Here is a 22,490-nt window from a genome sequence, read left to right as displayed (position 1 = left end):
CGAGCCTTGCGATTCTCGACCCCGATGAGGACCCATGTGCGGCATCGCCGGATTGATCGACCTTAATGGTAAGCGGCAGCCCGACGCTGCAATCGTCCATAGAATGGCCGATGCCCTATGGCATCGCGGACCCGACGAGGACGGCTATCTGATCCGTCCAGGCATCGGCTTTGCCAACCGCCGGCTTTCGATCGTCGGGCTTGGCGATGGCTCGCAGCCGATCTTCAACGAGGATGGCACCGTTGCCGTGGTCTACAACGGCGAACTGTTCGACTATCCCGAGCGCAAGGCGGAACTGGAGGCGAAGGGCCACAAGTTCCGCACGCACACCGACACCGAAATCATCGTGCACCTCTATGAGGAGTACGGCGAGGGCGTGTTCGAGCAGCTCAAGGGACAGTTCGCGATTGCGCTGTATGATTTCTCCAAGCGCACCGTGTTTCTTGCGCGCGATCGCGTCGGCATCTGTCCGCTGCACTGGAGCCGTCAGGGCGACTGGCTGTATTTCGGATCGGAGATCAAAGCGCTGCTGGCGTCAGGCGCCATCGACGCGGCGCCCGATCCGCGTGGTATCGATCACCTCTTCACGTTCTTCAGCATGGGCACCCGGCGCACGATGTTCGAGGGCGTGCACTCGCTGCTGCCTGGGCATTACCTCAAGATCCAGTTCCGGGGCGACGGAAAGCCTGCGGAGATCGTCGAGCGCCAGTATTGGGATTTCGACTTCCCCAACGCGGGCGAGGAGTTGGACGGCGATGCCACGACGCTGATCGACGAGTTCGAGGCGCGGTTCCGCCGCGCCGTCGAGATTCGCCTCCGGGCCGACGTGCCGGTCGTCGGTTATCTGTCGGGCGGTGTCGATTCCGCGTATGTGCTGGCGACGGCTTCGAAGCTGCGCGGCTCGCCCGTCCCGAGCTTCACCATCCAGGTGCCCGGCAAGGGACTGGATGAGACGTCGGATGCGCTGTTCACGGCGCGTGCCCTCGGCTGCAAGCCGACGATCCTGCGCTCCGACAGTACCGTGATCGCAAACACCTATCCGCAACTTATCGCATCGACCGATTGCCCGGTGATCGACACGTCGTGCGCTGCCCTGTGGCGGCTTGCGCAGGAGGTCAGCGACCAGGGCTACAAGGTGGCGCTGACGGGCGAGGGATCGGATGAAGGCTTTGCCGGGTACATCTGGTTCAAGCTGCGCAAGCTGAGCTACTTCATGGACGCCGGCGGCACCTATGCCTCCGACGCGTTGAACCGCGTGTTCCGCATGCGCATGGCGCCGTACATGACGAAGGCACAGCTGAAGCGCATCGACGACATGATGGGCCGCGCGCACGCGCAGACGCTGATCTATCATCTCGTCGGGCAGTCGCGGGATCGCTATTTCAGCGCGGAGATGAAGGATCGCATCGGCGATCACGTGCCTTACGAGGACGTGCCGATCGACGCCGACCGCGTGCGCCGCTGGGACCCGCTGAATCAGTCTCTCTATTACGGCTACAAGGTCCACCTGCCAGGCTTGCTGCTGAACCACAAGGGCGACCGCGTGGCGATGGCGAACAGCGTGGAGACGCGCTACCCCTTCCTCGACGAGGACGTGATCTCGTATGTCTCGAAGCTCGCTCCGCGGTGGAAGCTGCGCGGGCTGATGCGCGACAAGTACCTTCTGCGTCATGCCGCTGCGCGCGTGCTGCCGAAGGAGAGCGCGTGGCGCAAGAAGGGCATGTTCCGCGCGCCGCTGGCCGAAAGCTTCTTCATCAATCCGCCGCAGTACGTGCGCGACCTGATGAGCCCGGAGTCGCTTGCCCGAACCGGATACTTCGACGTCGAGACCGTGCGGCGCGACTACGAGGCGATCGGCCGGGGCGAAGACAAGAACATCAATGTGTTCTTGAAGATGGGGCTTACCGGCGTGCTGTCGACGCAGCTCTGGCATCAGCTCTACATGGGTGGCGGGCTGTGCGAGCTGCCGCAGAACTCCCCGCGCCCCGAAGTGGAGCGTCCGGCAGCCGTCTCCGCGCCCGCCGCGGCTTAGAGCGGCTTTAGAACGGGGGCGGCAATAGCGCCGCCCCACATTCCATTTTACTTCAACGCACCGAGCGCGTTCCTAATCGCGATCTCGACGGGCGAATAGTCGTCACACTCAGCGCGCTCTAACTGCAGCTGCCGTTTCGGCAAGAGGGGCGGCTGCGCCATGATGCGGGGTTCGGTCCCAAAGTGGGGCTGAGCTGAGTGGACCAGGAACGGATGGCACAGATAGACCGTTCCGGCCTCTCCGGTCGCCAGCGTTTCTTCTCGTGATGGCGCAGCGTCAATAACCGGCACAAGTTCTCGCAGCGTGAGGCCGGCATCGCCAGCTGGTGCCAACGCACGTGCGATGTCGGCGTGGGAGCCCACTCGAATGCGAGTCGGCGCATCCCTTTCTCCAACGTTCGAGAAAAGGAACAGCATGAGCAATGCGCGTCCCTTCGAGACGACATTGACGCGCCAGTCCATGAAGTCTGGCTTCTCCTAATCGAAGCTCGCGTCGACGTGCCATCCGGTGTCGCCGGGATCGCTTGCAGAGGGAAATCGAACAGGAAATGTCCCCACGGCGCGGCAAGCGAGCCAGCGGTCGCGTCCGACGAGTTGGTCAAAAGCTGCGTGAAGCACCTCGGTGCTCGCCGAAGCGACGAATGGCGCTTCGGTATACATGCCGAGGCGAATTACCGGCTCGGACCATGTGTGTGGTTCGTCGGGATCGCAGCCGCTGTCACGCCAGATTCTGGCGCGCACCACCTCTGCAACCGAACGGTCAAACGCCGCGTCAATCTTGACGAAGCCATCGTCGATGAAGTCTTGAATCTGCGCCTCGCTGAGAGGGCGCGAAGGATATGTGTCGGGCATGGAGTTTCCAAACATCGGCCAGCCGCGCCCACGACGTGGCGCAGTTGCTGGCAATCTGACCTTCAGGTGAGAACGGGCGTCGCTAGGACGAGCGCACTCAGGCTTCGAAGAAGGTCGATGCGATGTGGAAGATGATCATGCTCATGGCGCGTGCAGCTTAACAGAGGCACCGCGGCAATCAACCGACGGGCGGCAGCTTCACTGGCTGGGCGGCATCTTTGCCGACGACGGTGGTCCATTCGCGCACCCACCATCGGGTGACGAGGCCAGCGGCAACGTATGGATCGGCGTTGGCGAAATTCTCGGCGACGGCAGGACTGTCTCCGGAAAAGACGATCATCGCGCCGTCGGCGGGATTGGCAAAGGCGCCACCAAGGAAAAGCTCGCCGCGTTCGATCATCGGCTTCGCCAGCGCCATATGCGCAGCGCGCAACGGTTCGCGGCGCTCGAGGTAATCGGGGACGTATTCATAGAAGAGCACGTAGTGCATGCGAGATGGGCTCCAGTTGGAATTTGCAGCGGGAGCGGCAGGCGTCGACCGTCCCAGCCCGCTATCGCCGACGTAAGTCAGCGGGTCTCTATCGCAATTCACGACGCTAAAGATAAGCTCTCGACCGTTCCCCATTTCTCAGAGCGCCGTTACCCTAGCCATGACATTTGTGGAAAGCGCAGAGCCCGTCGATTTCTTCCGAACCGCGCACGGTCGATTCAGCCAGTTGCTCGAAGCTGGGCGGGTGCATCCGGGACTGATCTCAGCGCTTGCGTCGGAAGCGTTCGATCTTTTCGAGGGCAACGTCACGCTGCAGACAGAGGGCTTGCAGGTCCTCGCCTGCCACAAGGGTTGCCCAGCCTGCTGCTGCATCCGCGTGACGGCGACGGCACCAGAAATTTTCCTGCTGGCGGACTACATCCGACGGGTGGATGCGACAGAGGCCGGCGCGCAGCTCAATCTGCCAGGGCGCGTTGCCGAAGCCGATGGAATCGCGTGCGGGCTTGCGTCCACGCCGCGCATGGCCGCGCAGTGCTTCTGCCCGCTGATGGTGAAGGACAGCTGCATCATCCATCCGGTTCGGCCGCTCGCGTGCCGCGGGCATGCATCTTTCGACAAGATGGCGTGCATCGACGCAGCGGCGGGACGCGAGGTGAACGTGCCGTTGTCGGAGCCGCACGCGGTGATGCGTAGCCTGGTGCAGAACGCGCTGCAGTCGGCGCTGCGCGTGCACGGCTATGCGTGGCGGGCTTACGAGCTGATTCACGGGCTGCATCTGGCGCTGCAGATGCCCGATGGCGCGCAGCGCTGGCTGCGGGGCGAGGATGCGCTCGAGGAGGCGCTGATCCGCGATACCGATTGGCACGGCCTTGCGGCGGCGTTCGACGGACTGATCGGCGACGGCGCTGGCGCGTCGGCGTAGATGCAAAGACGGCGACGACCGTGAAGCCGCCGCCGTCTCGTTTTGTCGTCGCTAAATTCAGCTCTTGCGGTCGCGCAGGCCGAGCGTGCGCAGGCGCAGCGCGTTGAGCTTGATGAAGCCGGCGGCGTCCTTCTGATCGTAGGCGCCCTTGTCGTCCTCGAAGGTGACGAGCGTCGACGAATAGAGACTCTTTGGGCTCTCGCGGCCGATGACGATGACGTTGCCCTTGTAGAGTTTCAGCGTCACCTCGCCCTCGACGTGCTCCTGGCTCTTGTCGATGGCGGCTTGCAGCATCTCGCGCTCGGGCGAGAACCAGAACCCGTAATAGATGAGCTCGGCGTAGCGCGGCATCAGCTCGTCCTTCAGGTGCATGGCGCCGCGATCGAGCGTGATGGACTCGATGGCGCGATGCGCATGCCAGAGGATGGTGCCGCCGGGCGTCTCATAGATGCCGCGCGACTTCATGCCGACGAAGCGGTTTTCGACAAGGTCGACGCGGCCGATGCCGTTGTCGCGGCCGTAATCGTTGAGCGTCGCGAGGATGTTCGCGGGGCTCATCGGATTGCCGTTGATGGCGACGGGGTCACCCTTCTTGAAGCTGACGGTGATGACCGTCGGCTTGTCGGGCGCCTCTTCCGGCGAGATGGTGCGCTGGAAGACATAGGGCGGCGGCTCGATGGCCGGGTCTTCCAGCACCTTGCCCTCCGAAGAGGAGTGCAGGAGGTTGGCGTCGACCGAGAACGGGGCCTCGCCGCGCTTGTCCTTGGAGATGGGGATCTGGTTCTGCTCGGCGAAGGCGATGAGATCCTCGCGGCTCTTGAACTCCCAGTCGCGCCAGGGCGCGATGATGCGGATCGAAGGCTCGAGCGCATAGTAGGAAAGCTCGAAGCGGACCTGGTCGTTGCCCTTGCCGGTGGCGCCGTGGCAGACGGCGTCGGCGCCGGTGGCGCGGGCGATCTCGATCTGCTTCTTGGCGATGAGCGGGCGCGCGATCGAGGTGCCGAGCAGATAGATGCCCTCATAGAGAGCGTTAGCGCGGAACATCGGGAAGACGTAGTCGCGGACGAACTCTTCGCGCAGGTCCTCGATATAGATGTTCTCGGGCTTGATGCCGAGCATCAGCGCCTTCTCGCGCGCCGGGTCCAACTCGCCGCCCTGGCCAAGATCGGCGGTGAAGGTGACGACCTCCGCGCCGTAGGTCTGCTGCAGCCACTTGAGGATGATCGAGGTATCGAGGCCGCCGGAGTAGGCGAGCACGACCTTTTTGATCGGCTTGGGCTTGGAGGTCATGGAGAGCTCGTTCGTTAGATTGGATGCACCGCGTGTTCAATAAGCGCACCGCCCTGTACGGCATTCCGCACAGCAGCGCCATATCGGCGGGCACCTTGTCGCGCGAAATGCGCGCGTGAAAGAGGTGGGCAGGTCCGGAAGCGGATGTGCTCAGATTGCATCATCCACTCGGGAGATTGGCGGCTGGCAATGTTCGGCCCGTTCAATTGGGCTCGTGTTCATGTTATATTCTCATTGGTCGATTGGCTCGGGGGACGTTGTTCTCATGCGTATTCATTTTCGGCAGATCGCGCTCGCTGCCGCCGTGTTGCTTTCGTTCAGCGTCGCTGCCGACGCTGCGGACGAGAAGAAAAAGGTCGAGAAGAAACCGCCATCCGAATGCGCGGGTCTCGACAACAGCGCCTGCACGGCCATGGCGCAGTGCTCGTGGTACAAAGAGATCACGATGAAGAACGGCAAGAAGCGCAAGGCGCACTGCCAGAAGAAATCGACGCGTTTCAAGAAGAAGACGGCATAGCCCTGACGGCGGCCATATGAACTGGCCGCGTTACGTCAGTGCAGCTTCATCGCCGTCAGCATCGTGCCGACATTCATCGGCACGGCGGTGAAGAGCGTCAGCATCTCCATCGGCGGCCAGACGCCTCCACCGGCGACGTGACCACCCTCCGACTGATAGCTGGCGAATGCCTTCTGGATCGACCGGCGGGCTGTCTCGGCGGCGTCCATGACGGCTGCATTGGCTTCCGCCGTCGGCCACGCCACCGCGTGGGGCACGCCCTGCGAAATCATCATGAAGGCCATGGGCCAAGCGGCTGTCGGCGGCGTGAACGGGAACGCCGCCAGCCAAGCCGACATCGGGTCGGCTTTGGTGCTCGCGGGTTGGACCGGGATCGCGGTCAAGGCGGTGAGAGCGCCGCTCATGACATCGGCGAACTGGGCCATTGCTTCCCAAGGATTGGTGGGCATCGCCGGGGTCTTAGGGGCTGGCGGCGGAACCGGGCCGGGAAGCGCCCACATGAACGGGTTGGCGGAAAAAGGATTGCTCGCCGCGGCTGCTTTAGGTTTGGAGGGCGGCATCGGCACCGGCCACTGCCAAGGGGAAAGCTCACGCTTGGTTGACTGCGGTGCAGGCTGAAGAATGGACGACCAGAAGTTCAGCACCTGGTCGGCGAAAGCAGCGTATGCGGCTGTGCCGGCTGCAGAGTAGCCGAACGCTGCCTCAGCGCACTGACGGGCGAAGCGTTGCTGGAGCTCAGGGTCGAGCATGCGGTGAACCTCTCCTTGCCCCCGCAACACGAAATTCGCTCAAGAGTAGCCTCTTCGTTGCGTCGCAACAACACAATTGCGCGTGAAAAAGGCTTGGTCTTTCGGTGGTTGCCCGGAGGGTCAGGTCGGCTGGGGCGCGGGGGCGTCGCCCTCGGTCGCGTCCGGTTCGGACGTTGCAGCGGGCGTGGTGCCGCCGCGCCTGCCCCCAGCGCCGCGTCCGGCGAGCAGCCAATAGGTGAAGCCGGAAAGGACTCCGACGGTGGCGAAGGCGGCGACGGCATAGTCGTTGAGGATCGAGGGCTGGCCCGGCACCTCATAGACGAAGATCGCCAGCAGGCCGCCCAGCGAGATCGTGGTTGCGGCGAGCAGGTAATAGAGAAGCGAGCGCGTGCGCGTCAGCTCGGCAATCCCAATGAGGATGGGCGCGAAGGGAAAAGCGAAGATCGCAGAATGGGTTGCGGCGAGGAGCGCGAGGATGCCGGCGTTGGTCAGCCGCTCGGGTTGGGCCTCTGCAGGGAGGTTCGCGAGTTCCACCGGGCTGACGACGAAGGCGACGGTCGCGACGCCGGCAACGAGGCAGGCGACGGCAAAGCCGAAAAGAACGCGCAACAGCGTAAGCATGGCCAATCCCACTGGTTTCCACCCCGGCCGGAGCTTACAGGGCCTCGCTCACGCGGCTCAACCGAAAAGGGAAGGGCTGGCTAATGGGGTTTGGGCTCGCCTTCTTCTCCCTCCCCCGCGAGGGGGGGGGAATAATTGGGGCAACGCCCTGCTTCCCGAACGTCGCGGCCGCGAAGGCGGCCGTCCACGACACGCCGAGCGTTGGCGCGGCCTTCAATCGTCGAACCAGCCAAAGCTTGCGTGGATGGCCACCTTCGTGGCCATGACGGTGTTGGGCACGGTGTGGGCGCTCAGATGAAGTGCAGCCGTCAGGCGTTGCGGCCGGCGAGGAGCCAGTAGATGAAACCGCCGGCAAAGCCCGCTGTGGCGAAGATTTGCCAGACCAGCGCCTCGGGGGTCGTGATCGTGCCGCTCTGGCCGTAGCGGGCGAGCAGGGGAATGGCCGCTAGGGCGAGGCCGCCGCCCGTCACGTAGTAAATCCAGGAGCGGATGCGGGCGATCTCGCCAACGATGACGACGAGAAGCGCAGGGATGAGCGTGAGGCTCGCAATGAGCATCAAGCTCTGATCCATGATGGCGAAGAGCTGTTCGGGATCGTCCGGCTCAATCGGCGCAGCATGGAGGAAGGCGGTGATGCGCTCGAGCCCGAGCGTCACCAGAATGAACATCACGGTGAGCGATGCAGCGAGCATAGCAAACGGGATGACGATGAGCAGGCGCCCGGCAGTCTTCCAGAACACGAGGCTCAATCTCCGCTGCTTGCGAGCTGCGCTTGGACGGCGCGCTCGGAAGCGCGCTGCTTGATGCTGGCCGACTTGAGCTGGCCGCATGCTGCGTAGATATCGCGGCCGCGCGGCGTGCGCACGGGGCTCGCATACCCCGCGCGATTGACCACCTCGGCGAAGCGCTCGATCTGATCCCAATCGGAGCACTCGTACGGCGCACCCGGCCAGGGATTGAAAGGAATGAGATTTATCTTGGCGGGAATGCCGGCGAGGAGGCGCACAAGCTCTTTTGCCTCGGCGAGGCTGTCGTTGACGCCCTTCAGCATGACGTATTCGAAGGTAATGCGGCGCGCATTGGACAGGCCGGGATAGTTGCGGCAGGCGTCGAGCAACTCAGCGATCGGGTACTTGCGATTGATCGGCACGAGCACGTCGCGCAGCTCGTCGCGCACGGCATGCAGCGAGATCGCGAGCATGGTGCCGGTATCGGCACCCCAGCGCGCAATTTCAGGCACGACGCCCGACGTCGACAGCGTGATGCGGCGCTTGGAGACCGAGAGCCCTTCACCGTCTGCAGCCACTTCCATGGCTGCCTTGACGTTGTCGAAGTTGTAGAGGGGCTCGCCCATGCCCATCAGCACGATGTTGGTGATCTTGCGCTCGGAGGAGGGCAGCAGGCGATTATCGCCGGGCGGGGTGGCGCCGGGCCAATCGCCGATGCGATCGCGCGCCAACATGATCTGGCCGACGATCTCCTGGCCGGTGAGGTTGCGCACGAGACGCTGCGTTCCGGTGTGGCAGAAGGTGCAGTTCAGCGTGCAGCCGACCTGACTTGAGATGCACAGCGTGCCGCGATCGGATTCGGGGATGTAGACGGTCTCGACCTCGGGCGGGCGGCCATCTCGCGCCTGCGCGGGCAAGCGCAGCAGCCACTTACGGGTGCCATCGACAGACACCTGCTCGGAGACGATCTCGGGGCGGCTCAGCGAATAACGCTCGGCGAGATTGGAGCGAAGCTCCTTTGCCACGTCGGTCATCTCGGAGAAGTCGCGCACGCCGCGCACGTAGAGCCAGCTCCAGAGCTGGTTGACGCGCATGCGCAGCTGCTTCTCAGGCACTCCGGCAGCGGCCAGCGCGGCGCGCAGGCCTTCACGGCCGAGGCCCGCCAGAGAAGGCTTATCGGCTGCTGCTGTGGCGGCGGTGACCCCGGCCTCGGTTTCAAGGGCGAGTGACATGGCGATCCAGAGAGGGGCGATCCAGAGAAGGGCGATCCAAGAGGCGCAATCCAGGTGAAAGATCTGCCCTTATCTAACGATGCTGCCCTAATACAGCAAATCCCCGGATCCAGGGGACCCGGGGATTTGCGTGAAAGCGGGGTTCAGGTCCGGCTAGGCAGCCGGGACCCACCGTCCTGCGACATAGCCAAAGGCAACCGCGTCGGGATGCAATCTTGCAGACTGATGGAGGCCATCGACCTGCTTTACATCGCATTCGCCGAGAATGGCTTGGGGGCGGGCTGCTTTGACCACGTCGTGAAAGCCGCTGAGAAGGATCACTCTCTTACCGCGGACTTCGATCTTCGGGCATGCCATGCGTCACCTCCTTCGCAGGAGATCAGCGCTACGGGAGAGACTGGGTTCGGGGGGAGAACTCCAACTGCCTGTGGCAGCGACCCGCAGCTACTCCTAATCACCTACAACTTCACTATACGTGCCGATTGCGACACGTGAAATAACATTCCATTGCATTGGCGTAAGAAGGATGTTGACAAAATTGGAGCTTTGCTGCGTTGCGCAACGCCTCATTTGCCGAGCGGCACGTTCAACTGTAGGCGCCCCATCCAGTTGTCAGCAGTCGAAGCCGAACCACTTTCGACGCCGCCGGTTGCATTCAGCTTGGCACCGTCCTTGAGACCAACAGCTACACCGGCTTCGGCTTTCAACTGCACATCGGTCGGTCCAACGGTCGTGACTGCGGGATTGAGCGCCTGCAGATCATCGAAGCCGACGAACGCTCCGACTGCGGCGCGCGGCTCGATGAAAGTCTGATCGTCAAGTGCGAAGCGCTTGGAGATTTCAGGAAGTACCTCGACCTTTCCGGTGCCGACCGCTTTGGTCTCGTTGGTCGCAGAGTCGCGCAGGGCATCTTCGATGTAGACGAGGCCGACGCTGGGGGCGACCTTCCATCCGCCGAACTCACGCGTGCCCGTCAGCTTGCTGCGCACAAGACGGCGTGCAGTAAGGCTGTCATCGATGGCGGCGCTGGCAACGGCGTTTTCGGTTTCGCCCCACGCCGCGCGCGTGTCGAACACGACGCCGTGGCCGAGCTTCATACTCATGTAGGGTCCGAGCATCCAGCCGCGCGCCGCCATCTCGGGCGTGTCCTGGTCGAAGGTTTCGACGCCGCGATCGAGCTGGGCGAGCGCGCCGACCATGATGTCGGGGCTGAGCATCGACCGGGTGCCGAGATAGAGGACGCTGAGGTTGTTGCCGGTGTCGAGGCTGCTGTCATAGGCCTGCATCCGGCCCTCGAGCCAGAAATCGACGATCCCGGGGTCGACCTTCTTGTTGCCCTGCGCGGCCGCCGTGATCTCTGACAAGCTGACCGAGAACTCAACGCCATTGGCGCGGCCGTTGTCGCCGACAGACACGTTGCTCGACAGCGGCTTGTCGGCATTGGCAATCGGTGTGGGCGCTCTATCGATGCGGAGCCGATCCGGTTCGCGGGAGTTCAGCAGCGCCTTGCGGCGTTCGAGGAAGGCGGCATTTGCCGCTTCCGTCTGCGTAGAAAGGCAGGTGACGCGAACGCTGCCCGCGCCGACAGCAGCAGAGTACTGGAAGGAATAGCTGCCGGCCTCCGGCGCTTTGAAGGTTGCCGATGTGTTTGTTCCGCCCACGAGCGTTGCCGGCGCGCCGTCGCCGCTTATGAGTGCAACCGTGGAACTGGTGGCGGAAAATGTCAGTAGATCACCGGATTCGAGTGATATCTGACGCATGGCCGTACCCGACGCATAGATGGTGGCGTTCAGGGCGCCGGAGTTGGTAGCTGCGCAGCCGCCCTCGCCAGCGAGCGCGCTGTGCGCGTGCCCCGCGATGACCGCTGCCGCGGCCAACCCGGCCAGCAGGCTCTGATATCGATTGATCATTCTCATCGCCCCGCTACGCAATAAACGCGATTCGATGCCTATGTTGCAGAGCAAAATCGACGGAAGTATGAAACAGCGCCAATATGTTAGCTGCGCGCACAAGGCTCAAGCCGTGCGCCTTTCCTCCGAAACGAGACGCGCGACCATGGTGTCGGCAATCTCGCGCGCTCCCTCGACCACCGCGTTCGCCCCGAGTTTGGAGAGATATTCCGTCTCCTCGGGGGAATGGGCATGGGCGACGATGAAGAGAGAAGGATTTGCAGCGCGGGCCTGGGCGACGATCTGCCCCGCCTCGAAAGCTTCAGGCACGGCGACCAAGAGTGCGCGCGCCTTCGATAGATTGGCGGCGGAAAGTGCCGAGGGCGCGCTTCCCGCGAGAGCTTCGATGCCAGCAGCGTTCAGCTTGGCGACAAGCTCGTCTTTCTCCTCGATGACAACAAGCGGAACTTTGGCGGCGGCCAATGCCTCGCCAATCCAACGACCGATGTTGCCGTAGCCGATCAAAACCGTGTGGCCTTCCTGGGTGGTCGATTCGATCTCTTTTTGTTGCACCGGTTTGGCTACCGGCGCCGACGCTGCTGCGACGGTAGGGACGGGACCGGCGGCCGGCGCAGCCCCTGGTGATGGGGACTGAGGCACCGGCTGAGCGGCGGCAGGCTGCGCGGGAGTTCCGTCGCGAGCTTCAAGCCACGGCTTCATGCGATCGAGGAGCATGAAGAGCAACGGGTTGAGCAGGATCGTGATGATCGCGCCAGCAAGGATCAACTCGCGGCCAAGTTGGGGCATGAGACCCAGGGTGACGCCGAGGCCGACGAGAATGAACGAGAACTCGCCGATCTGCGCGAGGCTCACCGCGATCGTCGCTGCCGTTACCCAGGGGCGGCGGAACAAGCGAACGATGACGAGCGCGGCAACCGACTTGGCGATGATGATGATGGCGACCGTGGTGAGCACCAGGAACGGCGCATTCAGCAGGATCGCCGGGTTAAACAACATGCCGACGGAAATGAAGAAGAGGACCGCGAAAGCGTCGCGCAGCGGCAGGGTCTCGGAAGCTGCCTGCTGGCTCAGCGCGGATTCCGACAGGATCATGCCGGCGAAGAAGGCGCCGAGCGCGAAAGAGACGTCGAACAGCTGCGCGGCGCCGTAAGCACATCCCAGCGCGATGCTGAGAACAGCCAGCCGGAAGAGCTCGCGCGAGCCGCTGTGGGCCACATAGTGCAAGATCCACGGGATCACCCGACGGCCGACCACCAGCATGATGACGACGAACGCGACCAATTTGGCGACGGTGATGGTGAGGGTCTCGAAGATCTGGGTGACGCCGAAGGGGCTGGCATTCTCCAGACTTCCGTCGAGCAGGGGCACGAGGGCCGGCAGCAGAACCAGCGTCAGGACCATGACGAGGTCCTCGACGATGAGCCAGCCGACGGCGATGCGGCCGCGCTCCGTGTTTATGATGCGCCGCTCTTGCAGGGCGCGGAGGAGCACGACGGTGCTGGCAACGGAAAGGGCGAGGCCGAACGTCAGCCCTGCGCCAAGGGACCATCCCAGAAGATTGGCGAGGCCCATGCCGAAGGCAGTCGCGACGGCGATCTGAAAGATAGCGCCGGGGACCGCGATGGTGCGGACGGACCATAGGTCTTTGAGGGAGAAGTGAAGACCGACACCGAACATCAGAAGGATTACGCCGATCTCAGCCAATTCACTGGCGAGCGACTGATCGGCGACGAATCCGGGGGTGTAAGGTCCAAGCACGACTCCCGCCAGAAGATAGCCGACAAGCGGGGAGACGCGGATGCGTTGTGCGATGGCTCCTAGCAGGAATGCGAGGCAAAGACCGACAACAATGGTGGTGATGAGCGGAGTGTCGTGCGGCATTCCTCGGAGCGGTTCCTTCTTCGTTGAGAGCCCATTTTACGGACGGGAAGCGAAATTGATACCCACCCGTCGCTGACGGTCGCGTGAACGGGCGCGCTAAATTCACGCGGCTTTGTTCCGTCCGGCGCGAAAGCGCCCGACTGACACCAACCCCCGCTCGCGATTAACGGTTTCACCGTGCTGGCGCCGCAATCAGAAGACACAGTTTGGGGGATATTTAGCCCGTGCTAAGCAATGGGCATAAGTTGCGTGGGAGAACGCCCAAAATGTCCTTGAGAACGAACGCGCTGGCCGCCGCTTGCGCCGTTGCTTGCACTCTTTCCGGATCGCTGACAGCCGTCGGTGCCGAGTTCACGTACAATGAGACGACGAACGCCGACCTCGCCAAGAAGCTGAATATTCCCGTTTATTTTGCAGTCCCGAAGAGTGCCTGGGCGCCGCTGGCGAAAAGCTTCAACACCTCGGACAAGCTGGTCGAGTTCAAGCACCCTGACGGCGTCAACGCCAAGGGCGATGTCGGCTTGCGCCTGATCGTGGCGAAGAGATCGGGGTTGGCCTCGCGCCTGGGCAAGAGTGGACTGGTGCAGACCGGCGACATCCTGCTGACGTTCCGGACCGAGTGGGGCGGCGCGGGAGCCTATCCGAACATCCAGATGGGCATCAGCCACACCGGCTTTGGATACGTCGACAAGGGCGGCACGCTGCGCAATCTCGATAACCCGCTCGATGGCGAATACGTGGGTCGCGGCGACCTGACGAGCGAGCACTATCGGACGCTGAACTTCCTGCACATCATTCGTCCGCGCGATCTGACGGATACGCAGAAGGCCAACCTGCTGGCGTGGGCGACACGGCTCAATGCCAATGCCGGCAAGGTCTATCCGAGCCAGATCAGCTTCAACCAGGACTACAACGCGCCCAAGTACAAGCCGGGCTCGAACCTCGACTTCGTGAAGCAGTTCGGACAGATCGCGCTCGGCCAGGGCCATTCGGGCAAGCCGCTCGACATGTACTGCTCGGAGTTCGTGTTCGCGCTGCTGTCGCTGCGCGATTGCGATCCGGCCAAGGATGCCGAAGCCTTCAAGGGCAGCCGCGTGCCGGCGTGCATCAAGATGCCGATGCAGCCGATGAAAGCGACGGGCAACGTGCTGCCGACGCATGGGCGCAGCACGTACTCGGGTCTCGCCGATGGCCCGATGCTGGTCATCGACCAGATGGATCTCTCCGATGAAGCGCGCAAACCGCTGCTGGAAAGCATCTTCGTCGAGAACCCAGCCGGCATGTCGAAGATGTCGGTTGGTCACCGCAAGGTTGCCGAGGAGATGCAGCCCAGGTTTGAACGCCTCAAGAGCTACTACGTCGGCATGACCGGACGCATGTGGCAGAACTGGCGGGCGCGCCTGATCGGAACCGGGTTCAACTGGGCCGGTATCGCCGAAAACTATTCGCCGACGTCGTATCTCATCAACACGCTGCTGCCCGAGAACAACAACAGACGCACCATGGACTACGTGGCGACAGTGGTGATCAACTAGAGCCGTTCCGCGGTTCATTGAACTGCGGGCCGGCCCTAGGTCTTTAATTTGTCGTGCTTCTTATCGGAAAACCGGTTCCCACTTTTCCGGAAGCACTCTAAGCGGGACCGCAGCAGCCTCCATGAACATTGATCGCCGGCAGTTCGTGCAGGGGGCCGTGGCTGCCTCCTGCGCGCTGTCGCCTATTGCCAGGGCACAGGCATCGTCGCCCATCTATATCGGCGACATGCACGCGCATCTGTTCTTCTTCGGCATGGGCGCTTCACCGGAAAAGAGGCCGCTGGGCCCGACGATGGCCGCGGGCAACGCGACGCTTGTGGCGTGGTCTCTCGTCGGGGACGTGCCGTGGCTGCGCGTCACCCCAAAGGGCATCAAGCAGAAGGGCCAGCCCAAGCGCGGCCAAGCCGGGGCGTGGTTCGAGAGCGATCTTGCGCGCATCAAGCAGCACCTCGATCAGCAGAATCTGAAGCTGGTGCTCACCCCCGAGGACGTCGACAAGGCGGTAGCGGGCGAGCCTCACGTCGTGCTCACAGTCGAGGGGGCGACGTTCGTCGAGGACAATCCGGCGCCGATCGAGCACGCCTACGAACTCGGCATCCGCAGCGTGCAGTTGGTGCACTACATCGAAAACCCGCTGGGAGACTTCCAGACGGAGCGTCCGCAATACGGCGGGTTGACCGATCTCGGCCGCAAGGTGATCGAGACGTGCAATCGGCTCGGGATGCTGGTCGATCTGGCGCACTGCACGGACACGGCGGTGCACGAGGCGCTGCAGGTCGCCAAGCAGCCGGTGGTGTGGTCGCATTCGTCGGTGACGCGTACGCGACAGCCAAACTGGAAGATGCCCGTCTGGCAGGCGCGGCAGTTGCCGATCGATACGGCGAAGCTCATTGCCGACAAGGGCGGCGTGGTGGGGCTGTGGCCGATGCGCTCGGATGTCGGCGCGACGCCGGAAGCCTACGCGGAACGCTTATGGGAACTGGGTGAGTGGATCGGCGTCGACCACGCCGGGATCGGCACGGACATGAATGCGATTGCACGGCCGGCAATCACAAGCTATGCGGACGCGCAGAAAATGGTTCGCTATTGGCAGAATGCCGGCTTTGCCGATGAGAGCATCCGCAAGCTCGCGATCGGGAATTTCGCGCGGGTGCTGAAGCAGGCGATGAGCGCCCGGGAAGCCTGACGCTGCCGCGACGAGGTGCGTAGGGGGGCGGCGCTAGCAGCGCCACCCCGTGTTTTGTCAGAACTTCACTGTGACGCCGGCATTGAAGGAACGGCCTTCGCCTGCAACGGCACCGATGGTTCCAACCTGACCGCCTGCCTTGTAGCCGGCCCAATCGACGCCACCCAGCGGCGGATAGTAGAGCTGGTCGAACACGTTATCGACGCCGACATCGAAGCGCATGTTCTGCCACTCGTAGCTGGTGCGCAGATTGAGGATCGCATATCCGGGCGTCTGCGGCTCATTGCGCAGCTCGTTGATCTCGGCTTTGCGGCTGACCGCAACCAACTCGGCAATGCTCGACCAGTTCCCGAGGCGATGCTGAAGCGCCAGGCGAACGTTGAACGGCATCATGTGATAGAGGTTGTCGCCACTATCGAGGTTTTCGCCGTTGACGTAGCCAACCACACCAGAAACGTCGAAGCGGCCGTCACGCTTGCTCTCCCACAGCAGCGCGGAGCCTGAAACGTTGACGCCGTAGAGGCGTGCGTCGTGGTTGGCGAAGCGCAGGGTGACGAAGTTGGCGTTGGACATCGCGGCGACGTAGTCGGCGTCGATGTAGTCTTCGACGTAGGTGTAGTAGGGCGTGATGTGCAGCATCCAGTCGCGATGCGCCTTGTCATGCCAGCCCGCGGTGAAGCTGAGCGTGTGGCCGACCTCGGGGTCGAGGTCAGGGTTGCCGATGTAGCCGTTGCCGTCGCCGTACCAGCCGATCATCGTGGTAGCCATGCTGCCGACACCCCACGAATAGCGCTCATAGAGGCTGGGGGAGCGCGTCTTGCGTGCATAGCCGAACTCATAGACCTCGTTCGCCGACGGCTCGTAGCGGGCCATGGCAGTGATGTCGAAGTTCACGTCCGTGCGCGAGCGATCCTTGCTGTTGAAGGCGGCTGCCGCTGCGGCGTCGGGGTTGGACATCATGCACATGCCCATCATCATCATCAGACAGCTGGCATCGCTATAGGCCTGAACGTTGCCGGTATCCATCCAAACGACGTCGTTGCGGGCGCCGATCATGGTGGTCCACGAGCGATCCCAACGGTGCTCCCACTCCAGGAAGGTGCCGAGGCGGTCGCGGCGCCCGCCGTTGATATTCCAATAGGTGTCAGGGCCCATCATCATGCTGCCGTCCAGCGGCGGCCACCAGTCGTCGAGGCCCTGGTGATGGAACTCGTTGCCGATGCGAACGAGGTCGGTGCTGGAGAGCGGAATCTCCGCCTTGACCGAATATCCCGCATCGGTGCCTTCGGTGCGCATCGGCATGGCACCCGGCTGCTTGTCCTCAAGGATGTCCATCGCGTGGCTGGTGTTGTGATAGAAGGCGCGCGCGTCGAGCAGACCCCAGTCGAAGCGACCGACGTAGCGCGCGTTGAGCATCCACGCCTCGTTGTCGACCATGTCCATGCGCTGATTAATGAACCCCTGGTAGGGGATCGTCGCGTAGGTGCCCTGGACGACGAGCAGGTTATCGGCGTCCTTGGCGGCGAAGGTCAGCGAGTGGTTGGCGGCCTGATAGAGGGTCGAGAGGACCGTGGCGCCGTCACCGCCGCGCTCATAGTCGTCAGCTTTGGTCCAGGAGCCTGCGTAACCTACGCTGACGTTCTGCGTCGCGGCATTGGCTGTGGCCGACACGCCGACCTTGTCGCCGTTGCTGCGATAGAACGTCGAGAGAGAACCCGAGGTCTTTACGCCATCGCCGGCGGCGAACTCGGGAATGGCAGATTCGACCACAATGGTTCCGCCAAGGCTGTCGCCGCCCTTGCTGACCGGGGTGACGCCGGCGATCACTTCGGCAGCGACGATCTGCGATGGGTCAATGTAGGACAGCGGCGGGTTCATGTGATTGGAGCACGCCGACGTCACAACCATGCCGTTGAGCAGCACCTTCACACGGTCGTCGTTGAGGCCATTGAGGACCGGCAGGCTGGAAAGTCCGCCACCGGAGAAGATGCTGCCACCGGGGGCACGGCTCATGATCGCTGCCGTATCGCTGGACGTCGGCGCCTGCGACTGGATGGTCTTGCGGTCCATGCGCGTCGTGTTGAGCGGCACGGCCATGCCCGAATTGCCGACACCGATGTCCGCGGGACCATGGCCCATGGCGGCGTGGTCGTCCTCGCCATTGGCTTCAGCGCTGGCGGTGGATTGCTGCGCAGACGACTTCTTCGCCACCTTCTTCTTGGTTGGCTTGGTCGGCAGCGGCTTCTGCTCGACGACGACGGGCGGAAGGGCTGTCGAGGCTTCTTGCGCGGATGCCGTTGCACCCGCCGTTACTGCAATGATTGCGACCGCGCTCGCGCAAGCGAGCGGTACGCCGTAACTCCGATACATGAACGCTACTCCCAGGGACGCTACTTGAGCGCGCACGCTTCAACAGGCGTTGCGACGCTTGACGCAGAACGACGTGGTAGAGGCACGCGGCAGCATCACGCTGCGAGCGGATTGCCTTCTTGATCCACGCTGTCAGGCCTGGGTGGGTGGTCCGCGGCTTCTGGCAGGGACGGCGGTCGCGCCCGCAACATCCTCATAAGAAGCAAGCGCTATCCGAGCATGGATGTGCGCAGGCGGAACCACGACGGATGGCGCTGGCGTCAGAGCTAGCTGGAACGCCGCGAGGCCCTTGCAGATCGGGCAACTGGAAGCTGGTGCGCCCGGCTGGGTGGACCCCGTCCTGTGCTCACCCTCGGCGTTGCAGATGGTGTCGGCAGCAGTGCCGAACTCCGCTGCGAACAGCTGACGATCGAATTGAGAGGTGAGGTGGAGGGGAAGGAGGAGCGCGTAGAACGTCAGTCCCAGAAGCGCGAAGGCTCCGGCAAGTCGGTTACGCGTGTACTGAACTCTACTCCCCATGGTGGCCAACCTATCGGCGGCCCTGCACGCCGTTCAAGTGGAAGTGCGCTGCATCATGCGGAAGTTGTGGACGGATGTGTCGGATCAAACACAAAAAGCCGCGAGCTATTTTTGCGGTGAATATCTGCCCCTATGCGCGGCGAATATTAGAGAATGAACTTCGACAGATCCGGGTTCTTGGCGAGGTCCCCAACCCGGTCATTGACATAAGCCGCATCGACCGTGACCGATTGCCCCGCGCGGTCAGAAGCGTCGAAGGATACTTCATCCAGCACGCGCTCCATGACCGTCTGCAGACGGCGGGCACCGATGTTCTCGACCGTGGAGTTGACCTGAACAGCGGCGTCGGCGACCGCGTCGATGGCGTCGTCGGTGAAGTTAATCGTCAGGCTTTCCGTCTGCATCAGCGCGACGTACTGCTTGATCAGGCTTGCCTCCGGCTCGGTGAGGATGCGGCGGAAGTCCTCGCGCGTCAGCGCCTGCAACTCGACGCGGATCGGCAGGCGCCCTTGCAGCTCGGGCAGCAGATCTGACGGCTTGGCGACGTGGAACGCGCCCGAAGCAATGAACAGGACGTGGTCGGTCTTAACGGGTCCGTATTTTGTCGAAACAGTAGTGCCCTCGATCAACGGCAGCAGATCGCGCTGCACGCCCTCACGCGAGACATCGCCGGTGGCGCGGCCGGAATCGGAGCGCGAGCAGATCTTGTCGATCTCATCGAGGAAGACGATGCCGTTGTTCTCGACGGCGCTGATGGCTTCGACCGACAGGGTCTCGCTGTCGATGAGCTTATCGCTCTCCTCGGCGATGAGAAGATCGTAGCTGTCGGAGACGGTGACCCGGCGCGGTTTCATGCGCTGGCCGAACGCCTTGCCGAGCATGTCGCCGAGATTGATCGCGCCGATTGAGGCTCCGGGTGCGCCGGGTATGTCGAACATCGGCAGGCCGGCGCCGGGCGCCTCGGCCACCTGGATTTCGATTTCCTTGTCGTTCAGCTCGCCGTCGCGCAGCTTCTTGCGGAACGACTCGCGCGTGCCGGGCGAAGCGGCCGGGCCAACGAGGGCGTCCAGAACGCGCTCTTCAGCGTTCTTTTCGGCACGCGTGCGAACCTCCTTGCGCTTGCCCTCCTTCACGAGCGACAGCGCTACCTCGACGAGGTCGCGGATGATGCTGTCGACGTCCCGGCCGACGTAGCCCACTTCGGTGAACTTGGTGGCCTCGATCTTGATGAAGGGTGCACCGGCGAGTTTGGCGAGGCGGCGCGAGATTTCCGTTTTGCCGACGCCGGTCGGTCCGATCATGAGGATGTTCTTGGGCAGAACCTCTTCCTTCAGGTCCCCGACGAGCTGCTGGCGGCGCCAGCGGTTGCGCAATGCAATCGCCACGGCACGCTTGGCGTCGGCCTGCCCGACAATGTAGCGGTCCAGCTCGGAAACGATTTCACGCGGGGAGAAGTTGGTCATCGGTGGGGTCCTGTGGTGTCGTGCGCCGGGCGCCATCATATCTGGCGCCTTACTCCGTTACACGGAAGCGGGTGGGACGAATTGGCGGAAGCTGCCCAAAGGCAGCGCATTGAGGGCGGCAGCGCGCAGGCGGCGCCACCGGGCCGAGAGTAGCAGCACAAGCGCCGCAAGGCCCAGTAGGGTCAAGGAAACGGAAACGTCTTTCGCCAGGCTTTCTGAGAGCAGATAGCCGATGGCGATGCCGGCGTAGGTTAGCCCGGAGACCAGCAGCGCTCGACGATCGAGCACGAGCGCGATCAGACCGAAGGCGGCAAACAAGGCGAGAACGCCAATCGCCTTGGCGACGCCAAGCTCGTCGGCGGGCCCGAAAAACAGCGACGTCATGGCTTGCACCAGCAGCGGTGCGGCAAGGAGATGCAGCCAGAAGCCGACATCGGACCGGCGCGTCACGCGCCGCGGATCAGTCGCGTCAACGCAGACGGCTGCGATGAAGATGATGGCGCCAAGGATGGCCAGGAGCAGCGGCTGGTGATCCTCGGTCCACTGCGCATCGATCGTGCCGCTGGCGCCGATGACCGCGCAGGCGAGGCCGCCAGCGATGATTGCCGTGTCGATGGGTACGTTGAAGCGCCAGCGGTGGAGCGCTGCGGCCAAGGCCGTACCTATCCCGCAGAGCATCCACGTGAGCGAAGTTGTCGGCTCAGCCATAACGCCAGTTGCCTGCATCGCCACGGCGGCCACCCCGTAGGCGACGATACCGCCGGCCCAGGCGAACATCAGCGAGAGCGTGATTGCGGGCAGCGCCAACCGAAGGCGACGGGCAAACACCTCGGACAGGGTCCATGCTGCGACCATGCCGAGCGCGGCGAAGACAATGCCGGAGCCGAGCGTGCTCGACAGGCCAAAGAGGGCCGAGACGAGAAGCAGGATGCCGATGGCGACGAAGATGTCGTTGAAGCCCCCGATAAGGCGGAAGCGCTCGTCGTCGGGGTCAATAGCTGCCGATTGATCGGCCGGCGGCGCCGCAGTGCCAGCGGCCAGTGCGCGCAGACGGGTCGCTTGCTCGGCGGTGATTATGCCCTGGGCGACGCCAAGGTCGATGTGCTCGTCGCGAATCATGCGGCTCAAGAATGCCGTCAAGCCGAGACGAACTTGAGGCCGACGATGCAGGCAACCAGGGCGAAGAGCAGCATTATGCGCTGCGGCGTTGCGACCTCGCCGAAGGCCCACACGCCGAGAACCGCGGTGCCGGCGGCGCCGATTCCGGTCCAGACGGCATAAGCGGTGCCAAGGGGAACGCCTTCGAGGGAGCGGTTGAGGCAGTAGAGGCTGAGCCCGGCGAGAGCAAAAAATGTAAGCGTGAAGCCGAGCCGGCTCGGGCTTAATCCGCCCGAGAAGCGAAATGCCGTTGTCGCCGCCACCTCGAGTGCCCCGGCGGCGATTAGGAACGTCCACGCCATGCGTCGTCTCCCCTGCGGCGTTACCGGTCTTATTCGTCCTGCCGCGTGGACGGCAGGCTTTCGATGACCAGGTTATCGTTGGTGTAAACGCATATCTCAGCAGCGATAGCCATGGCTTTGCGGGCAATCGTCTCAGCGTCGAGTGGCTGGTCGAGCAGCGCGCGGGCCGCCGCGAGCGCATAGTTGCCGCCCGACCCGATGCCCATGACGTGGCGCACGGGCTCCAGGACGTCGCCGGTGCCGGTCAAGACCAGGGTGCTTTCGGCGTCGGCAACCAGCATCATGGCTTCGAGGCGGCGCAGATAGCGGTCGGTGCGCCAGTCCTTGGCGAGCTCAACGCAGGCGCGGGTGAGCTGGGCTGGATACTGCTCCAGCTTGGCTTCGAGGCGCTCGAACAGGGTGAAGGCATCAGCCGTGGCGCCAGCGAAACCGCCGATGACGTCGCCCTTACCGAGCCGGCGAACCTTGCGGGCATTGGCCTTGATAATGGTGGCGCCGAGGCTCACTTGACCGTCGCCAGCGATGACCACACGACCATTTTTACGAATGGTGAGTATGGTGGTGGCATGCCAGGAGCGCGGTGCATCCGCGGAAGAACCAGAAGTTTGCATTGCATTAGCATCCAGACGGCGGGTTTTGAGGCCCGCAAGGCGCTTGCCGCGGCGCTGGAACGGCAGGGCTCAAGCTGATAAACGCTCGGTTCCAGCGAGGCAAGCTATTAGCCAAGGGGCCCT

Annotated in this window: 19 protein-coding genes and 1 pseudogene; 5 read left to right on the top strand and 15 right to left on the bottom strand. The window is 63.3% G+C overall.

From position 1 onward, the window contains the following. The first annotated feature begins 34 nt into the window (after positions 1-34). A complete protein-coding gene (gene asnB, locus ACP15D_RS12280; protein WP_424957778.1) occupies positions 35-2,032 on the top strand; it encodes an asparagine synthase (glutamine-hydrolyzing) in 1,998 nt (665 codons plus the stop codon). Positions 2,033-2,079: 47 nt separating this feature from the next. On the opposite strand, the pseudogene ACP15D_RS12275 reads toward asnB, so the two are convergent. Together ACP15D_RS12275 and ACP15D_RS12270 are read right to left on the bottom strand one after the other, a co-directional pair. Next, positions 2,080-2,883, bottom strand: a pseudogene (locus ACP15D_RS12275) (phytanoyl-CoA dioxygenase). 178 nt (positions 2,884-3,061) lie between these two features. Further along, positions 3,062-3,373 (bottom strand): YciI-like protein, encoded by a 312-nt coding sequence (locus ACP15D_RS12270; protein ID WP_424957777.1) that lies wholly within the window; start codon positions 3,371-3,373, stop codon positions 3,062-3,064. Between the two features lie 160 nt (positions 3,374-3,533). Here ACP15D_RS12270 and ACP15D_RS12265 point away from each other — a divergent pair, with 160 nt between their 5' ends. Beyond that, the gene (locus ACP15D_RS12265; protein ID WP_424957776.1) at positions 3,534-4,295 is read left to right on the top strand and encodes a hypothetical protein; all 762 of its coding nucleotides are present in this window, start codon (positions 3,534-3,536) and stop codon (positions 4,293-4,295) included. A 57-nt stretch (positions 4,296-4,352) separates the two neighbouring features. Here the strand turns inward: ACP15D_RS12265 and ACP15D_RS12260 are convergent, their stop codons facing one another. Beyond that, complete coding sequence (locus ACP15D_RS12260; RefSeq protein ID WP_424957775.1) at positions 4,353-5,585, bottom strand: argininosuccinate synthase; 1,233 nt, start codon at positions 5,583-5,585, stop codon at positions 4,353-4,355. Positions 5,586-5,850: 265 nt separating this feature from the next. Here ACP15D_RS12260 and ACP15D_RS12255 point away from each other — a divergent pair, with 265 nt between their 5' ends. Next, positions 5,851-6,102 (top strand): hypothetical protein, encoded by a 252-nt coding sequence (locus ACP15D_RS12255; RefSeq protein WP_424957774.1) that lies wholly within the window; start codon positions 5,851-5,853, stop codon positions 6,100-6,102. Positions 6,103-6,137: 35 nt separating this feature from the next. Here ACP15D_RS12255 and ACP15D_RS12250 read toward each other — a convergent pair whose 3' ends face one another. From ACP15D_RS12250 to ACP15D_RS12225, 6 genes are all read right to left on the bottom strand, one after another. Beyond that, complete coding sequence (locus ACP15D_RS12250) at positions 6,138-6,851, bottom strand: hypothetical protein (protein WP_424957773.1); 714 nt, start codon at positions 6,849-6,851, stop codon at positions 6,138-6,140. Positions 6,852-6,971: 120 nt separating this feature from the next. Further along, positions 6,972-7,472, bottom strand: a complete 501-nt coding sequence (locus tag ACP15D_RS12245; RefSeq protein ID WP_424957772.1) for a hypothetical protein — start codon at positions 7,470-7,472, stop codon at positions 6,972-6,974. 308 nt (positions 7,473-7,780) lie between these two features. Next, positions 7,781-8,212, bottom strand: a complete 432-nt coding sequence (locus ACP15D_RS12240; protein WP_424957771.1) for a hypothetical protein — start codon at positions 8,210-8,212, stop codon at positions 7,781-7,783. A 5-nt stretch (positions 8,213-8,217) separates the two neighbouring features. Next, on the bottom strand, positions 8,218-9,432 hold the full coding sequence (rlmN, locus tag ACP15D_RS12235) for a 23S rRNA (adenine(2503)-C(2))-methyltransferase RlmN (protein ID WP_424957770.1): 1,215 nt from the start codon (positions 9,430-9,432) through the stop codon (positions 8,218-8,220). 566 nt (positions 9,433-9,998) lie between these two features. After that, the gene (locus ACP15D_RS12230; RefSeq protein WP_424957769.1) at positions 9,999-11,342 is read right to left on the bottom strand and encodes a hypothetical protein; all 1,344 of its coding nucleotides are present in this window, start codon (positions 11,340-11,342) and stop codon (positions 9,999-10,001) included. 105 nt (positions 11,343-11,447) lie between these two features. After that, on the bottom strand, positions 11,448-13,223 hold the full coding sequence (locus ACP15D_RS12225; protein ID WP_424957768.1) for a cation:proton antiporter: 1,776 nt from the start codon (positions 13,221-13,223) through the stop codon (positions 11,448-11,450). A gap of 266 nt (positions 13,224-13,489) precedes the next feature. Here ACP15D_RS12225 and ACP15D_RS12220 point away from each other — a divergent pair, with 266 nt between their 5' ends. Together ACP15D_RS12220 and ACP15D_RS12215 are read left to right on the top strand one after the other, a co-directional pair. After that, entirely contained in the window at positions 13,490-14,758 is a 1,269-nt protein-coding gene (locus ACP15D_RS12220) for a hypothetical protein (protein ID WP_424957767.1), read from the top strand. Positions 14,759-14,879: 121 nt separating this feature from the next. Further along, positions 14,880-15,944 carry a dipeptidase gene (locus ACP15D_RS12215; protein ID WP_424957766.1) on the top strand — a complete coding sequence of 355 codons (1,065 nt, stop codon included), beginning with the start codon at positions 14,880-14,882 and terminating at the stop codon, positions 15,942-15,944. 57 nt (positions 15,945-16,001) lie between these two features. Here ACP15D_RS12215 and ACP15D_RS12210 read toward each other — a convergent pair whose 3' ends face one another. The 6 genes from ACP15D_RS12210 to hslV all read right to left on the bottom strand — a co-directional run bounded on the left by ACP15D_RS12210 (position 16,002) and on the right by hslV (position 22,367). Next, a complete protein-coding gene (locus tag ACP15D_RS12210; RefSeq protein WP_424957765.1) occupies positions 16,002-18,314 on the bottom strand; it encodes a TonB-dependent receptor in 2,313 nt (770 codons plus the stop codon). A gap of 132 nt (positions 18,315-18,446) precedes the next feature. After that, complete coding sequence (locus ACP15D_RS12205) at positions 18,447-18,833, bottom strand: DUF2946 domain-containing protein (RefSeq protein WP_424957764.1); 387 nt, start codon at positions 18,831-18,833, stop codon at positions 18,447-18,449. A gap of 146 nt (positions 18,834-18,979) precedes the next feature. Next, on the bottom strand, positions 18,980-20,296 hold the full coding sequence (gene hslU / locus ACP15D_RS12200) for an ATP-dependent protease ATPase subunit HslU (RefSeq protein ID WP_424957763.1): 1,317 nt from the start codon (positions 20,294-20,296) through the stop codon (positions 18,980-18,982). Positions 20,297-20,353: 57 nt separating this feature from the next. Beyond that, a complete protein-coding gene (locus tag ACP15D_RS12195; protein WP_424957762.1) occupies positions 20,354-21,424 on the bottom strand; it encodes a hypothetical protein in 1,071 nt (356 codons plus the stop codon). 8 nt (positions 21,425-21,432) lie between these two features. Then, on the bottom strand, positions 21,433-21,756 hold the full coding sequence (locus ACP15D_RS12190; RefSeq protein ID WP_424957761.1) for a DMT family transporter: 324 nt from the start codon (positions 21,754-21,756) through the stop codon (positions 21,433-21,435). 29 nt (positions 21,757-21,785) lie between these two features. Next, positions 21,786-22,367 (bottom strand): ATP-dependent protease subunit HslV, encoded by a 582-nt coding sequence (gene hslV / locus ACP15D_RS12185; RefSeq protein WP_424957760.1) that lies wholly within the window; start codon positions 22,365-22,367, stop codon positions 21,786-21,788. Positions 22,368-22,490 lie beyond the last annotated feature (123 nt).

It is taken from the genome of Hyphomicrobium sp. 1Nfss2.1 (genome assembly GCF_965243865.1).
Classification (GTDB): domain Bacteria; phylum Pseudomonadota; class Alphaproteobacteria; order Rhizobiales; family Hyphomicrobiaceae; genus Hyphomicrobium_A.
This window is presented reverse-complemented; position numbering and strand designations above follow the sequence as displayed.